Origin of the sequence: Pseudoalteromonas sp. HM-SA03 (assembly GCF_002289345.1) — a bacterium.
Classification (GTDB): domain Bacteria; phylum Pseudomonadota; class Gammaproteobacteria; order Enterobacterales; family Alteromonadaceae; genus Pseudoalteromonas.
Genome location: NZ_NSDG01000002.1, coordinates 119,155 through 133,759 on the forward strand (window position 1 = coordinate 119,155; position 14,605 = coordinate 133,759).

The window sequence follows — 14,605 nt, forward strand, 5'->3', positions numbered from 1 at the left end:
AAAAAACGCCGCTAATTGCGGCGCTTTGCTACTTAAGATGTTTTTCGAAAAAAGCTAAAAACTCAGTGAGCACCTTCACTCTATGTGCTTGATAACTCAGATAATGGTTGCCATCCTCGAGCTCTATATATTTGAACTTCTTATCATGATCCTCAAGTTCGTCTGCCATGTCACGACTATGACTCACAGGCACCACTTTATCGTCATCACCATGAATAAGTAACACAGGACGGTTAATTTGCTTAGCGTAGTTAACAGGAGATTGTGCTTCAAGTTTATCAATATCTTGTCCAAATTGATCGCGGACAAGCGCTTTGTTTGTGAAAAAGCGCGCACGAGTGACTATCGATTCTAAATCTGTAACGCCGGCAAAACTTGCTGCACATTGAAACGTTTCAGGATGCTTTACCACAGCCATTAGTGCCGCATAGCCGCCGTAACTTGCACCACCGATACAAATTTTATTTTTAAGCGCATACTTTCCTGCAACCAACCAATTTGCCGCATCTTGTAAGTCATCTTGCATCTTGCCTCCCCAACCTTGATTTGCTTCATTAAAGAAGTCAAAGCCATAACCAAAAGAGCCTCTAAAGTTAGGTTGGAAAACCACAAAGCCTCGGCTTGCCAATAGTTCAGACCAGTAATCAAAACCTGCGTAGTCACGCGAGTATGGTCCACCGTGTGGAAGGATGATTGTGGGAGCAGCCGCATCGAATGCTTTAGGTAGGGTTAAGTAACCCTCAATTTCAAGGCCGTCACGCGCTTTAAACGACACCCTTTGTTTGCCCAAATAATTATCACCAGTAATATCAGGATATAAACGTCCTAACCCTGCTAAAGAGCTGATTTCTCTGTCACCAATCAGGTACGTACCAGAGTCTTGGCCAGAATCGCAGTACGCTATGTATTTTTTATTATCCGCGCTCATACTTATTACAACGGTGTCGTAGCTTGGTAATGCTGCTTTAAGTGAGCGTTGAAGGAGTTTGCGGTCTTCGTCCCAATAGACTCTCGAGTTATCAAGGTTGGAATGGCTGAAGCCTATGGCTCTGCCGTCGTGTGAATAAATGATACTGCCATCAAAATCATAGTCTGGATCGGAGAAAATAAGCTGGGGTAAAAGCGGGCGCTTAGTAATGTCTGCTTTAAACAGCGCATTTTTACCATTATGAAGTGCAGTGAGGTAAATGATATTTGGGTCTTTATCAAATCCAAGAATATGGATAGCTTCCGGGCCACGGGCCTGAAAGGTGTAGAAATCGGTTAGATCCTTCGTCTCGTTATCATAGAGCATGTAATAGGCTGTGATCCCTTCAAGCCCATAACCTATTCTTACATTACCTTGCTGATCGGCTATCCAACTGGAGATTTTACTCCGGCCCCGAACAACTATTTGGCGACGGTCTCTCTTTATATCCAAAAGATAAACACTTGGTTTATTTACGATATCAAAATCGCTCTGTACCAAGACTTTGTTAGGTTGATCTGGTAGTAAACCGATCACGCCATCCTGAAACTGCGCTAAAACTTGGTTACGATAAGGCTGGTTTATTTGCACTAACTTTGCTGATTGATCGGCTAAGTCATATTTGAACAAACGTGATGAGGTATACTTAACACCTCTTTGTACCTCAGTGTAATCAGCACCGAGAATTAACAATTCGTCTGTTGCCCAGTCATACCAACTTAACGCAATGGTTTTGTTATCCGTTTTTAGGATATATCTTTTTTTCTGGGCTTTAAGGTCGTAAGTCGTTAAAACCAACTCACCTTCATAATTTTGTAAATACGCAACAGTCTTACCACTGGGTGAAAGTGAAACTTTACTCATATTAGGTAGTTGTGCATAACTCTCTACGGGTAACTGGGCTTTAACAGAGATGGTGTAGAGTAGTGCAGTGGCAAATAGAATTATATTTTTCATTTTCTGATAGAAGTAGAGCTTTTTATGTGTCTTTAATTTGGCGACATTATTCCCTATTTTTAGACCAAACTCCAATCCATATACATTCAAACAACCTATCATTAACGGCAATTTAGGAAAAACAAGCTCAGAAATTAGCTACCTTGTTCTCATCTTAAAATGGCCATTGTTGGCACTGCGTACGCACTAAATAATTCGTACGCAGATCAAAAGCTAACTTTTAGTCGATTTTACGTTAATTGGATTTGAGGCATGGGTTTGATAATCAGTATAACCTTGTTCACCTCCACCAAATAATGTCTCAGGCTGGTGTTCATTCAAGTACAAGTCATTTGCCAGTCTGTAGGGTAAATCAGGATTAGAGACAAAAGGACGACCAAATCCAATCATATCAACCCAACCTTCACTAAGAGCTTGTTGGGCGCGCGCTTTCGTATACTTTCCGGCATAAATTAACACGCCATTAAATGCCTCTCTAATTGCGTATTTAAATTTCAGAGGCATATCTGGCGCGTCTTCCCAATCCGCTTCTGCGATGTGTACATAGCACACGTTGAGCGCATTTAGCTGTTTAATTGCTGCGAGGTATGTCTGCTCAGGGTTTTCATCTACTGTACCATTTAAGGTAGTAAGCGGCGCAAGTCTAACACCCACTTTGTCACTGCCAATTTCTTCACTCACCGCCGTCACGACCTCACGCAAAAAGCGAATGCGGTTATCAACAGAGCCACCATAGCTATCTGTTCTTTGATTTGAGCAAGAGTCTAAAAATTGATTAATCAAATAACCGTTCGCTGCATGTAGTTCAATTCCATCAAATCCTGCTTGCATCGCGTTGCGTGCTGCGTGTCGATACTCGTTAATAACATTATTGATATCTGCTTGGGTCATTGCTCTAGGTGTTTGTGCTTGAATAAAATCAGGGGAGTCATTTTCATCGATGAAAACTTTTACACCCTGAGCTTGAATTGCTGAAGCTGAAATCGGCTGAAGCCCACCTGTATTGCTTTGGTGCGATACTCGTCCAACATGCCAAAGCTGCGCAAACATAACACCGCCTGTATCATGCACTTTTTTTGTGACTCGTTTCCAGTCAGCAACTTGGGCGTCTGAATAGATCCCCGGTGTCCAAGCATACCCCTTACCGAGTTGCGATATTTGTGTCCCTTCACTAATAATTAAACCAGCCGTTGCACGTTGTGCGTAATAGGTTGCCATCAAACTGTTAGGGGTATCCCCAGGTTGACTTGCCCGCGAGCGGGTCATAGGCGGCATCACTATACGATTGCTCAGTGTTTTACCTGCTAAGTTAATCGACTCAAATAAATCAGCCATTTGGCCTCCTCAACGTTTACTTTAACAATGAGAAGTTTAACGATTTAAAATATTTTCATTAACCGCAATAAATACAAAATATATTTGTAAAAAATGAAAAACTATAGCGTGAGCCTAGGCGCAATGTAGTCTAGAAATGCCGAAATCCGAGAGGATACACCACTATTTTGATAATACACGGCTTGTACTGCTTCTCTGCGATTTGGCGAAATAATTTGCTCGGTAAAAACTTCAACAAGTCTTCCGGCTTTTATATCTTGCCTCACCATAAAGTTAGATAGCAGTGCAATGCCATGGCCTGCAATACATAATTGCCTCACGGTTTCACCACTGGATGCGTTAATGGAAAACTTGAGTTGTTGCGGATTTTGTAAAGGCCAAACGTTGAGATGTGGGGCATCGGTAAAACCTATAAAGTTATGATGTGGAAGATCAATCAGTGGTTCATTACCTACAAATTTACTTAAATAGTCAGGGCTTGCTACAAGATGAAGTTTACTGCGACCTAACAAACGCGCATGAAGATTAGAGTCAGCTAAGTCACCAATTCGTATTGCGATATCGGTTTTATGCTCCAGCAAATCGATGATGCTGTCATGACTTGTTATTTCCAAAGTAATATCGGGAAAGGCCTCATTAAAACCTTTTAATATAGGCGTAAGCTGGTGAAAAACGAAAGGACTTGCAGCATCAACTCTTAATTTACCTGCCGGTGAAAATCGTAACAGCTTTAACGCCTCTTCACCTTGCTCAATGGTATTAAGTGCCTGCCGCGCATAGCGTAAAAATAGCTCGCCTTCTTCGGTTAACTCTATCCGTCGAGTCGTTCGATTGAATAGGGTTACACGCAGGGACTTTTCCAGTCGAGTTACTGCTCTTGAGACCTTTGCGACTTGTTCGTCCATCAGATTTGCTGCAGCGGAAAAACTGCCAGTATCGACAACACAGATAAAAGCGTCTAGATCTTCGGTTTTTGAGCTAACGGGCATATGCGTTCCTTTTCATTTTCTACAAAAGTATTTTGTCATTTTTACTGTTTTTTGCAAATAAAAAAGCTTTCACACTACATCAACTTATTGCTTATCACCTCAGAAGGGTTTATTTATGCCACTTGCATTACTGGCGCTGACATTAAGCGCATTTGCCATTGGTACCACCGAATTTGTCATTGTTGGTTTAGTACCTACCATCGCTTCAGATTTATCAGTTTCACTGCCAAGTGCAGGGTTGCTGGTGAGTTTATATGCCATTGGCGTTGCTGTTGGTGCGCCCGTTTTAACCGCACTGACAGGGCGATGGAATAGGAAGTCTGTATTACTTAGCTTGATGGCACTCTTTGTTTTTGGCAATTTGCTTGCGTGGCAAGCACCAAGTTATGAAAGCCTCATTTTGGCGAGGATCATGACAGGACTAGCTCATGGTGTATTCTTCTCGATTGGCTCTACGATTGCAACTAGCTTGGTCTCAAAAGACAAAGAGGCAAGTGCTATCGCCATTATGTTCACGGGACTGACCGTTGCGCTCGTAACAGGTGTCCCCTTGGGTACTTGGATTGGCCAACAGTTTGACTGGCGAGCCACTTTTCTAGTAGTTTCTGCTTTAGGTGTTATCGCTCTATTGGGAAGTGCATTATCAATTCCAAAGGAGCTAAAGCAAAGCGCATCTGCCAGTCTATCTGAGCAGGCAAAGGTATTATTGCAACCCAGATTATTGCTCGTTTATGTTATGACCATACTCGGCTACGGCGGTACCTTTACGGCATTCACCTATCTTGCGCCAATTTTACAACAGGAAGCTGGTTTTAACGCCGCTACAATCAGTATTATTATGCTGGTTTATGGTGTATCCGTTGCCATTGGCAATATCTATGGCGGCAAATTAGCAGATAAAAAGGGGCCAATAAGCGCTCTGACCATCATCTTCGCGTTACTCTCGGTCATTTTAGCTGTATTGACATTTACCATGCAGTCGAAAATCGGCGTGGTGATCACAGTACTAGTTTGGGGAGCATTTGCTTTTGGAAATGTACCTGGTCTTCAGGTCTATGTTGTACAGCTAGCCGAAAAGTTTAGTCCAAAAGCGGTGGATGTCGCATCAGGGTTGAATATCGCCGCCTTCAACGTTGGAATTGCGCTCGGCTCTGTTTTAGGTGGCCAAATCGTTGAAAATATGTCGCTGCAGGACACCGCTTGGGTAGGGGCACTTATCAGCGCTGTAGCCTTATTAGCAACCCGGTTTAGTGGCTATCTAGATAACAGGTCTTTATTGAAGGCTCAAGTTGTAGAGTAGGTGGTAGCTTATCATGGAGACTTTTATTTAGAGATCGCCACGTGAAGTGGCTCCTACGAAAGGCGATCTGATTTAGCAAATATTCAAGTTTCACCAAAGTAGGAGCAGGTTAATCCTACGAGCTTTTGTTAAAGATCGCCACGTGAAGTGGCTCCTACAAAAAGGCAATCTTATTTAGCAAATCTTCAGGTCTCACTAAAGTAGGAGCAGGTTAATCCTGCGAGCTTTTGTTAAAGATCGCCACGTGAAGTGGCTCCNAAAAAGGCAATCTTATTTAGCAAATCTCCAGGTCTCACTAAAGTAGGAGCAGGTTAATCCTGCGAGCTTTTGTTAAAGATCGCCACGTGAAGTGGCTCCNGAACAGGTAATCTAATTTAGCGAATATTCAAGTCTTACCAAAGTAGGTGCAGGTTAATCCTGCGAGCTTTTGTTAAAAGATCGCCACGTGAAGTGGCTCCTACGAAAGGTAATCTAATTTAGCGAATATTCAAGTCTTACCAAAGTAGGTGCAGGTTAATCCTGCGAGCTTTTGTTAAAAGATCGCCACGTGAAGTGGCTCCTACTAGACTAAACTGCGCACTATTGTTTGGGGATCGCATTTCCTTTAAACGACACTTTGATATTCGTCACTTTAGTTAAATCATAAAGCTGTGGATTTTTCAGCTTAATTGACCAAGTGGTAAACGGAGTTGGTTTAAAGTAATTAATCGCATAATCGTTTGCTATTGCACCACTGGTGATTGGATCTATGCGTGTCGTTTCACTATCTAACAACTCGTAACTCACCAATCGGTATAACGATTCGGCACTAAATTGATAGGGTTGCCCTTTAAACCTATCTTGATATGAACCGCTTGACCTTACCTCGATATCGTAGCGCTGGTTCTCATTCAATCCCGAACCTTCTAGTACAACATTGACCTCGTCTAATCTAACTCGATCAAATTGGGAAAAATCAATGTCTTCTAACGACAGCGTGAAACTCATCTCACCATCTTGCGCAAAATCCTGCAATTGTTGCTGCGCATTCAACTCTTCTATGGTGAGCATAAAGTCTTGAGGTCGAGGGTTAAAGCGTAATAATGACGCGGCCTCTTGCTCACGTAGCAAGGCTAAGTCGCGGCGGTATTCTTGATAACTTTGATTAAGGCTTGGTGTCACTATGGTGTCATCAAGTGACCAGTAGCTAAATGCCGCCTGATAGTTTGTTAATGCTACAAATATCGGACGTTTTAGATTATTCAGAGTCCGAAATAGCTGCTCCTCCATTTCCTGAATTTCATCTAGACTGTTTTGATTGTTTTGTAAAAATGCATCTATACGGTTGATCTGCTTGAGTTTTGCATCAGCGGTGATCCGCAAATCTATCTGTCTAGACTGCTCCTGAGCAATATCAATTTCCACCGCCACAATTGCCTTACCATGATTAATCAACTTTTCGATAGCAACAAGATAGTCGCTTGCACCATCAATGTCTTCATCTATGGCCTTTTTCATTTGTGCCTTAGCAGTTATTAAAAATTCGTCCCAAATTCGATTTGCCTCTTCTTTGGTTGGAATGAGTGAGTTAAGGCGATTGAACTCTTGTGCAAGCTCACTACTAGAAAACGGATCCGCAGTTTTTTGCGATAATACGTTTAACTGGCCGCTAACCTTTTGTACTTTATCCATTAATGACGCGATATCATCAATTTTGGTTTTTAACTCATTGATCTCTTGGATTGTGGCGGGCAAGCTCGCAACCAAGTCTTTCAAGCCACTGGTATCTCCCCCCGCAGCACCCGCAAATGCAGTGCCCGCACTAATTACGGTTTCAAGTACTTTAAGCCCAATTTCAGTGATTTTATCTAGTTTGTAGTCCAAAATTCCTTGTTGAAACTCGACCCCAGAATAGAAGACATTATTTTCTTGTCCGCTGAATGCTGCTTTTTGTTCATCAAGTGTCTTTACCAAGCTCGTCAGTTGCTCTACAGAGCGAGAGATAATTCGTTGCTCAGCTGATGCAACGTCGAATAGGTTATCCTGCATCAAAGTGAGATCTTGGCGCTTGTTTTCTAAACTTCGGCCTTGGTGCTGAAAATTATCGTAGCTATCCTGATATGCTTCCATCGCTTCAATATATGCTTTCATCGTTAACTCATAAAAGTCGCGGGATAGGCTAGGCACATAGTTTTTGTTAAGTGTTGCGTACGACAAAAACTGTTTAAAGTTAGCAAGCTGCAAGTAAAAATTATTTGCTTGAACGGAAGATTCTCTAACATCATGAGCTGCGTTTAAAATAGCTTCAGGCCAGCTCAACATCTCAATACTTAACGCTGGATTTTGATCATAAATGGCCGCCGCCATATCGAATGACTTTTCAAATGCATCTAAAAAGTACGCTTTATGCACAGAGATAAGTGACGTTAACGCTGGCGAAATAGGCGTTGCGAACTTATTGCCTTGTATAACTTGATATAGCGTACCAAACGAGTCTGGAGCAATACTAAAGCGTTCAATTTCACCATCGCTTGGCGAATGAGCTGTGATTATATTGATATTAGCCTCAACTTTATCGGCCATAAATACCAATGTTGATGCTTGCGCATTTTGGGTGTCTACATTGATACTCACCGTACCCTTACCCATTATTTTACGTGCGACGATAAAAATTCGTTTGTTTGGCGCATCGAAAATCATGTTTCGGTCGATTTCTACCGTGTCAGCAGCAATGACGATAGTATTATGAGATCTTGCACTGGTAAGCACGTCATTCAAATTGACATGTAAGGCCGAGACCAAATAATTTTGTGTGTCTATCTGTTGTTGATTTGAAGTCGTAACGCTCGGTAGGTTTTGACTTAGCTCAAGATTATATAGGTCGTTCCAAGTCGCAGCTTGGCTCGAAAAAGTGCAGCCAATCAATAGGCTGAGTAAAGTTGGTTTCATAGTAACTCCTTGTTGCAACATAAAACACGAAGCTATTGAACGCTCTATGAGAGTTGGTCGCTCAATAGCAGTTGATCTATGATGCTAAAAATTCAAACTTATTGATGTCTACTGCTGTGATGTAGGCAGATAGGCGTTTTGTAGAAACGTCCTTGCTTTGTCTGCAATGTCTTTCCATGAGTTGCTGGCATTGCTAGCAAGAGGTGAAGAAACGATCCCTGCAACAATCACGTTGGCATTACGTAACGCATTTTCACTGTCTAATTGGGTCAATACATCTCGAAGAGATTGCATATCTCCATACAAAGACTGCCAGTGCACTTGAACTTTGCGTACATTACTCAGCGCAGTTTCAATTTTTTCGTTCATGCCTTCCACTTGCCCTTTGGCAATTTGATAAGAGGCCGCAAGACTCATCGCGTGAGCGAGTTCTTTATTCGCCGTCTCAATTTGAGATTCTACTTTATTAATCTCGCTCTTTACTTCCTCTAACTGAGCACCTTGGATACTACCGCCAATGATTAACCCAAGTACGCCGCCAAGACTACTTAAGCCAATGCCTGTTTTCAAATCACTCTTTTCATCATTCAGATCGTTGAGTCGTCGTTGTAATGTGCTAATTCGGTCACGTATGTTAGCTGGCTGGTCTTTATTTAAAATGTCCTCGAAAGTGCCTTCTAGTGTATTTAATTGTCCAGAGTGCGTAGTTAAATCTCCCTGGAAGGTAACAAGTTGATCTACCACTGTTTGGGTTTTTGTTAGATTACCATCAACAAAATTCATGAAGGTGTTTAGAAATGAAATTGCTACTTGTCTGCTTTGCTCAGCAGCTTGCAAATCTCCGCCTAGCGATGCGTCATGTAGCTTTGTTAGTTCATCGATAAATGGTTGAATTAGCAATACATGCGTATCGGAGTAATTCGCTAATTTTGTCGCAAGATCAATGATGCTAGGATAAAGCTTATGATTCCAATTCTGACCCGACGCATTGATTGATTCAAAGGTTGTCATTAGTGCAATGTAGTCGTTATTTAAAGGCGTATCTGCTGGATATCGCGTCGCACTTCTAAAGGCAGCTTCGTTATTAGGTAAGCTAACAGCTGACTCAGCAAAAACTTGAATTGTATGCCATTGCTCCTGAGTAAGTAGGAAGTCATTCGAGCCAACATCTATAAACAACGGTGAACCTTCGATATCGCCTTGAAGTGTATCGTACATAATTGGTGATATTTCTGGGACATTGGTATTCGCAGTTGCGAGCTGACTAAGCCCAAATAATTGGAGTGACGTTACGATAGCAATTGCGCTTTTCTTTAACTTAATTGATTTCATCTTTCATATTCCTTAATCAATCGGTGTTCTAACTGTTAAGTTGCACGAGACCTTTTCCTGTCTCTAAGGGTGCAACTGAAGACAAAGTACATGTAGTTAAAATGTTAAGCATATGTACTTTTAATATTATTGATATAGGGATAATTAGAATGGAAGAACTTCTACACTTTCTAACAAATTGAGTGGTTTAGTTGCATTTTCAATAACACCAAACACTACAGTATACAATCTGCAAAGTAACGAATTAAGTAAATAAAAGTTAACAAAAATGAGCTGTAACCTAGCCATCCATAGCTATAGATGTAGGGGGTTTTGTTACAGACAGGTAGTCATTAGTTGATTTTGACAGTTACTTTCGCTCAAAATTTAATCTTAATTAAACTGTTTCATAAAATCGAACTCAATGTTTCTATCGCTGCGAGTGAGACGTGCATTCATTGTTGAAGAAATAAATTCAATCGATTGTCAGCCATCTGGCCTTGGTCAGAAAGTTCAAAGTATCTCGTTATTAGCACAACCACTTTAAGTTATAAAAATGACTTAAAAATTCAAACAAGGTCGAATCTAAAACGATTAAGAAGACTATCAATAACCACTTTTAACTAGGTTGGGAAATTGACGCTAAACTTGGTATAGGCCAATAAGCATATTTCATTTATAACTATTAAAAATACATGTTTAATTTATGTAATATTTATGTGATTTTATTTAAATTAAGCGGTCTTTATCTTATAAAGTAACGTGAAAAGAGAAGTCAAAATGAACAAACTAAGAAGAATGATGATATTTAAAGGGGTGGTAGAGTCAGGATCACTGACCAAAGCCGCGGAGAAGTTATCTTTGTCTAAATCAGTGATCAGCCAACATCTTAAGAAACTAGAAGAAGAGATAGGAACACCACTACTATATAGAAACACACGAAGCCAATCATTGACCAACGTTGGTAAAGACTTCTATGCGTACTGCCTTGAAATCAGCCAATTATCAGAGTTAGCTTGGGAGAAAGCAAGATCTAAGCAATCAGTACTTGCAGGGCAGTTAACAGTGACAACATCCTATGCTTTGATGCAAACCATCGTTGCGCCCGCACTATGTAAGCTGATTAAAACGCACCCTAAAATCCGCCTGAATTTAATTAATGAAGATCGCCATCTCAATCTAGTGGAGCGGGGGATAGATCTTGCTGTTAGAGTGGGTAAAAGCACAGATTTGGAGCAGTCACAGCAATATATTGGTTCATTTAGAGACGTGCTATATAAAGCAAAGGACAGTGAATTTAACGACACAACCGCTCCTTACATTGCAAACTCTTGGGAAAGTAAAGTCACAAATTATGAATTTATACATACAACACAAAATATCGTTAAACCGCTTTCATTCAAAGCACATCACAAAACCAATTCCATTAGCGATACAATAGGGCTCATTGAAAGCGGTTTGGGTATTGGATTAGTACCAGAGATCATCGCATTTAATAATCATAACCTGGAACGAGTAGATCCCGAATTCGAGCTGGAAAAAGTGGGAGTATTTTGCATTCATAAGGGTAGTACAGATGTACCCGCGACGATACGAATTGCGCAAAGTGCTATTAAAAGCTATATGGATGCTCATCAATTTGTACTAAAAAATGCTGCGATGCACTAGTGAACGCCTGATGGAATTTTGTCCTCATTTGCGTTACTAAAAATCTACGTTATGCTTGCAGTAGTTTAAGAATATTATTTCACTCTAAACATGAAGTTAAAGGAAAATCTATTCGCCCGTTGTACCTTGGTATTTGGGCTAATATTGTTTGCGATACTGAGCCAAAGTACTCAAGCGAAAATAACCATTGCGGTTGTTGGCAAAACTAAAAATGACACCTTTTATGAACAATCGTATAAAGGGTGCTTAGACTTTGCGAAACAACATACAGATGTAGAATGTATCTATGATGGTGCAGACGACTATCAAGATTTTAGAACGCAAAGCCTTATCATTAATGAATTATTGACTAAAAGGGTAGACGGGATATTAATATCAATTACCGATTCAAACTATCTCGTGTCACGTTCACTCAAAAAGGCAAAACAATTGAAGATCCCTGTGATCACTTTTGACTCTGACCTTTTAACAGAGCATAAAGATTACCGTCTCGCCTATGTAGGAACCGATAACTTTGCGTTTGGTGTTGCACTTGGAGAAGCCGCTAAACCTTATAAAAAGGCTGCGCTTCAATCGTTTTGTATTCAGACAGGTCATCACTCAACACCTAATTTGGATAAAAGAATCAATGGCGTTAGATATGCACTCTCTACACACACAATAAACAACCTCACAACAACAGAAAATGGTCTCAAGCAGGGGTGGCAAGAATACGAACGATGCCCACTTTACACAATGGGTAAACGCGAGGATGCGATAAGCCAATTATTGACCTTACTAAGTTATGAAAATCCCCCGATTTTTATTGCTGTCGCAGGCTTCGCTCAATTTCACTCTAATTATATTGAACGCGTATTACCACACAAAGAGAAGATCAAAAATAACAATGCAGTGATCATTTCCGCAGATACAGAAGAGATGCAACTTAACGCTTTGGAAAAGGGACTTTCAACAATCAATATTGGCCAAAACCCCTTTGAAATGGGCCGAAAAGGAGCGGAATTACTTTACAATAGGGTAGCGCTTGACCAGACACCTTCCGAGGACAACTACTACTTAGACTTTCATTACTGCAACCAAACAAACGCTCTTAGATGTACCGTTAACCATTAGCTTTAATGACTTTATTATACGTAACCCAAGCTTCGGTCAAAATCACGGATAGGTTTCGATATCTATTTCTCACGCAAAAAACAATACTAAAGTACCAATTTAAAAGTCTATTTAGAGACGTAAAACATCATAAAATCTGGTTTTTCGGTGATTCATTGACCATTAACTTAAAAAATACGACAATGGTAGTATATTAAGTGATGTTATTGTAAACAATAAATTTACATTAACTCTATTTTATTGGAGTGGCTATGAAACTTAACTTTGCAACCTTAGCATTATTATCAGTTGTTGGTACAGCAAGTGCTGCCGACAATTTAGTCGTTAACGGCTCGTTTGAAACATCAGGCAATATTTCTGGTGATTGGGCGTTATTTGACAACCTCCAAGGTTGGAATAGAGAAGGTGCCAGATTCGAAATTCAAAAGCAAAGCCTTGGTATTATCGCGCCTCAAAACGGCAATCAATACCTAGAGCTTGACTCAACTGCAAATTATACAATCTACCAGAATATTCCAACAACAGCTGGTAAAAAGTATAAAGTGAGTTTTTATTACTCGCCTCGAGTGGTAAACAACAACTCAACTAATCGTGCACGTGCATGGTTTGGTGATAACACACTAGTGACGATGAATGCAACGACCCGAGGCTGGACAAAGTACGAGTATACGGTTGAAGCGACAGATAGCTCTACGCAGTTACGTTTTCAGGGCTTAGGTACTTCTGACTCATTAGGCGCGTTATTGGATAACGTAGTCGTGACAGAAGAAGAGGAAGTTACACCTCCAGAGCCACCGGTGACTTGTAAAGCTGGGGTGTATGGCATCAATAACTTTGGTGAAGACAGCAATAGCTATGTTTACCATTTTGATGTAACCAACGGTACTTATGCATACGTTGATGGTGTAGCTAATACAGCTTCAAATATTGCTGCACATAATGGTGAGTTATACTTTATGGAGCAAAATGATGGCGCAACTAAAGCATCATCACTGTGGAAGGTCTCATTAGACAATGCGGAGCAGACTTTAGCTGCTAACGCGGTTTCTTGGCCGATTTATCGCTCAGCTGTAACGCCCGACGGTACTAAATTACTCGCAAGCAGCAAAACTTATCTTTATGAGTTTGACATGCAAACTGGCGCAAAAACAGTGCTTGGTAAACTAAGCTATACAGGTGACGACTTTTCACACGGTGATATTGCTTATTCAGCAGATACAAACGTGATTTACGTACTAACAGGTAAAGCACTTTACACGCTAGATAAAGGCGACATGACTTTAGATCTTGTTGGCGAGCATGGTGTAAATTGGGCATCCGGTTTAGCAGTAAGCTCTGATGGAACTTTATATGTGTCTGGTCGTAACTCAGGTGAAGATGCGAAGATCTATACACTAGATCCAAATACGGCACTAGCGACCTTTGTTATGGATGGCCCAGAGCACATCAACGACTTAACGTATGTAGCGAATTCCTGCGAATAAGTCTAATACAGAAATAAGCAAGGCGAGGGGAAACCCTCGCATTTTTTTGTTTATAGCTAACATGGAAGTAACTGATTGTTTTCTATTAGAAGCCTAACACTGTTAAGTTTGTAAAGGCCTTAACGAAAGTGCTTTGATATTTCCAATATATCTAAACCTATAGGATAAAAATATTATCAGGGTTCCTAATCCTGTAGCCTTTCCAAAACCTCTTTTTGAATTTCCTCTTTTAGCAACCCTCAGTTTTTCTTTTCCAAATGCCGCATGACCTCGTGCCAGTGGTTCGAGTTTCAAAAGTGCCTGTGAATTCGATGAGTGCGGTCGATGAACTTGTAAAGAGAATTACAGAAAACGAAAACTTTGTAAGAGAAGCTAAACAAAAATACAACGGCGTAATAAAAAGTGAAAGATATGACGCGCTACGAAAATAAATAGGTAGTTGGTGCTCGTATTTAAATTTCATTCACGTAGCGTCGCGTTACTGTTGTGGTTCAATAAACCCGGACACTATTTTAGGTGGTATCATTACCACTCAACTAGAGGTGTCCAATGG

General features: G+C 40.7%; 10 protein-coding genes. 4 read left to right on the forward strand and 6 right to left on the reverse strand.

The window, feature by feature from the left end:
• Positions 1–28: 28 nt before the first annotated feature.
• From CKO50_RS00485 to CKO50_RS00495, 3 genes are all read right to left on the reverse strand, one after another.
• Complete coding sequence (locus tag CKO50_RS00485; protein WP_095726584.1) at positions 29–1,924, reverse strand: S9 family peptidase; 1,896 nt, start codon at positions 1,922–1,924, stop codon at positions 29–31.
• 213 nt (positions 1,925–2,137) lie between these two features.
• Positions 2,138–3,259, reverse strand: coding sequence for an alkene reductase (locus CKO50_RS00490; RefSeq protein ID WP_095726585.1), 1,122 nt, complete (start codon positions 3,257–3,259; stop codon positions 2,138–2,140).
• Positions 3,260–3,360: 101 nt separating this feature from the next.
• Positions 3,361–4,248, reverse strand: coding sequence for a LysR substrate-binding domain-containing protein (locus CKO50_RS00495; protein WP_095726586.1), 888 nt, complete (start codon positions 4,246–4,248; stop codon positions 3,361–3,363).
• Between the two features lie 115 nt (positions 4,249–4,363).
• Here CKO50_RS00495 and CKO50_RS00500 point away from each other — a divergent pair, with 115 nt between their 5' ends.
• Positions 4,364–5,548 carry an MFS transporter gene (locus tag CKO50_RS00500; RefSeq protein ID WP_095726587.1) on the forward strand — a complete coding sequence of 395 codons (1,185 nt, stop codon included), beginning with the start codon at positions 4,364–4,366 and terminating at the stop codon, positions 5,546–5,548.
• A 579-nt stretch (positions 5,549–6,127) separates the two neighbouring features.
• Here CKO50_RS00500 and CKO50_RS00505 read toward each other — a convergent pair.
• Entirely contained in the window at positions 6,128–8,476 is a 2,349-nt protein-coding gene (locus CKO50_RS00505) for a hypothetical protein (protein ID WP_095726588.1), read from the reverse strand.
• Between the two features lie 108 nt (positions 8,477–8,584).
• Positions 8,585–9,808 carry an alpha-xenorhabdolysin family binary toxin subunit A gene (locus tag CKO50_RS00510; protein WP_095726589.1) on the reverse strand — a complete coding sequence of 408 codons (1,224 nt, stop codon included), beginning with the start codon at positions 9,806–9,808 and terminating at the stop codon, positions 8,585–8,587.
• A gap of 759 nt (positions 9,809–10,567) precedes the next feature.
• Here CKO50_RS00510 and CKO50_RS00515 point away from each other — a divergent pair.
• The 3 genes from CKO50_RS00515 (at position 10,568) to CKO50_RS00525 (ending at position 14,052) form a co-directional block, all read left to right on the forward strand.
• Positions 10,568–11,455, forward strand: coding sequence for a LysR family transcriptional regulator (locus CKO50_RS00515; RefSeq protein WP_095726590.1), 888 nt, complete (start codon positions 10,568–10,570; stop codon positions 11,453–11,455).
• A gap of 90 nt (positions 11,456–11,545) precedes the next feature.
• Positions 11,546–12,568: a substrate-binding domain-containing protein gene (locus CKO50_RS00520; RefSeq protein WP_255228755.1), complete on the forward strand. Its 1,023-nt coding sequence runs from the start codon at positions 11,546–11,548 to the stop codon at positions 12,566–12,568.
• Positions 12,569–12,819: 251 nt separating this feature from the next.
• Positions 12,820–14,052, forward strand: a complete 1,233-nt coding sequence (locus CKO50_RS00525; protein ID WP_095726591.1) for a DUF642 domain-containing protein — start codon at positions 12,820–12,822, stop codon at positions 14,050–14,052.
• 102 nt (positions 14,053–14,154) lie between these two features.
• Here CKO50_RS00525 and CKO50_RS23610 read toward each other — a convergent pair whose 3' ends face one another.
• A complete protein-coding gene (locus CKO50_RS23610; RefSeq protein WP_141240113.1) occupies positions 14,155–14,346 on the reverse strand; it encodes a hypothetical protein in 192 nt (63 codons plus the stop codon).
• Positions 14,347–14,605 lie beyond the last annotated feature (259 nt).

Coding starts and splice junctions, on each gene's coding strand:
- CKO50_RS00520 (WP_255228755.1), top strand. CDS start 11,546: ATGAAGTTAAAGGAAAATCTATTCGCCCGTTGTACCTTGGTATTTGGG.
- CKO50_RS00525 (WP_095726591.1), top strand. CDS start 12,820: ATGAAACTTAACTTTGCAACCTTAGCATTATTATCAGTTGTTGGTACA.
- CKO50_RS00500 (WP_095726587.1), top strand. CDS start 4,364: ATGCCACTTGCATTACTGGCGCTGACATTAAGCGCATTTGCCATTGGT.
- CKO50_RS00495 (WP_095726586.1), bottom strand. CDS start 4,248: ATGCCCGTTAGCTCAAAAACCGAAGATCTAGACGCTTTTATCTGTGTT.
- CKO50_RS00510 (WP_095726589.1), bottom strand. CDS start 9,808: ATGAAATCAATTAAGTTAAAGAAAAGCGCAATTGCTATCGTAACGTCA.
- CKO50_RS00490 (WP_095726585.1), bottom strand. CDS start 3,259: ATGGCTGATTTATTTGAGTCGATTAACTTAGCAGGTAAAACACTGAGC.
- CKO50_RS00515 (WP_095726590.1), top strand. CDS start 10,568: ATGAACAAACTAAGAAGAATGATGATATTTAAAGGGGTGGTAGAGTCA.
- CKO50_RS00485 (WP_095726584.1), bottom strand. CDS start 1,924: ATGAAAAATATAATTCTATTTGCCACTGCACTACTCTACACCATCTCT.
- CKO50_RS00505 (WP_095726588.1), bottom strand. CDS start 8,476: ATGAAACCAACTTTACTCAGCCTATTGATTGGCTGCACTTTTTCGAGC.